We start from the raw sequence: 1,311 nt of genomic DNA, 5'->3' as shown, positions 1-1,311 counted from the left end.
TTCTTTACTATCGCAAGAATTAGAAACGGAAGTGAGCGAAAGCCTTGTTAGCTTCGGCCATCTTGTGAGTATCGTTCTTCTTACGGACAGCGTTGCCTTCACCGTTCTTTGCAGCGCAAAGTTCTGCAGAGAGACGCTGAGCCATGTTCGGTTCGTTGCGCTTGCGGGCAGCGTCGAGCAACCAGCGGAGAGCCAGAGCCTTGGCGCGATCCGGTGCGACTTCCATCGGAACCTGGTAGTTTGCACCACCGATACGGCGGGACTTGACTTCCAGCTTCGGCTTGATGTTGTCGAGGCACATTTCGAACTTTTCGAGAGCGGATTCAGAACCTTCGATCTTCTTGTCCAGAGTTTCGAGGGTGGTGTAAACGATCTGTTCAGCGATGGTCTTCTTGCCCTGCTTCAGGACAACACCGACCAGTTCGGTAACGAGAGTGGACTTGTAACGCGGATCCGGGAGGATGGAGCGATGGAGAGCCTTTCTTCTTCTAGACATTGTTTACCTTCCTTTCCTTACTTCTTTGCCGGAGCGGCGCCTTTCTTCTTAACACCATACTTGGAGCGACCGTTCTGACGGCCGTTGACAGCCTGGGTATCCAGGGTGCCGCGGATGATGTGGTAACGAACACCCGGAACGTCCTTCACACGACCACCGCGGATGAGCACGATGGAGTGTTCCTGGAGGTTGTGGCCTTCACCCGGGATGTAAGCGGTAACTTCCATCTTGTTGGAAAGGCGCACACGAGCGATCTTACGAAGAGCAGAGTTCGGCTTCTTCGGGGTGCTGGTGTAAACACGGGTGCAAACGCCGCGCTTCTGCGGGCAGGACTTCAAGGCCACGGAAGCGGTCTTGTTGCTGATCTGTTCACGTCCGTTGCGGACGAGCTGTTGAATAGTAGGCACTTTATTAATCTCCTAGATTTTTGGAGTGCAAATATAGTTCATATTTCCGTTTATTTCAAGTACTTAGGTCAAATTACTCGGATTCTTCCTCATCAGAGGCGCCAATTTCGTTATCCAGCATCTGGATTCCGTTGTCAGCATCATCCTCGAAATCGATCTGAGTGCTATAAGGCCGAGCCGCAGCTTCCAGTTCGGCATCAGCGTCAACCACCTGGACGTTCCTCAGATGGCGGGCACCGGTACCACACGGAATAAGACGACCCATAATCACGTTTTCCTTAAGGCCCAGGAGCGGGTCTACGCTACCTTCGATGGAAGCGCGGGTAAGGATCTTAGTGGTTTCCTGGAAGGAGCAGGCAGAGATGAAGCTGTCTGTTGCCAAGGAAGCCTTCGTGATACCAAGGAGCA

At 52.8% G+C, this 1,311-nt stretch carries 3 protein-coding genes; all 3 read right to left on the bottom strand.

What is annotated here, in order from left to right:
- Positions 1-19 precede the first annotated feature (19 nt).
- On the bottom strand, positions 20-496 hold the full coding sequence (gene rpsG / locus MJZ26_15240; GenBank protein MCQ2107130.1) for a 30S ribosomal protein S7: 477 nt from the start codon (positions 494-496) through the stop codon (positions 20-22).
- Positions 497-513: 17 nt separating this feature from the next.
- Positions 514-903, bottom strand: coding sequence for a 30S ribosomal protein S12 (rpsL, locus tag MJZ26_15235; GenBank protein MCQ2107129.1), 390 nt, complete (start codon positions 901-903; stop codon positions 514-516).
- Between the two features lie 73 nt (positions 904-976).
- Positions 977-1,311 (bottom strand): hypothetical protein (locus tag MJZ26_15230; protein MCQ2107128.1); only part of this gene is annotated, 335 nt, incomplete at its 5' end.

Source organism: Fibrobacter sp., assembly GCA_024398965.1.
Taxonomy (GTDB): domain Bacteria; phylum Fibrobacterota; class Fibrobacteria; order Fibrobacterales; family Fibrobacteraceae; genus Fibrobacter.
The sequence above is the reverse complement of the archived record's forward strand: the minus strand, read 5'-3'. Positions and strand labels throughout refer to the sequence as shown.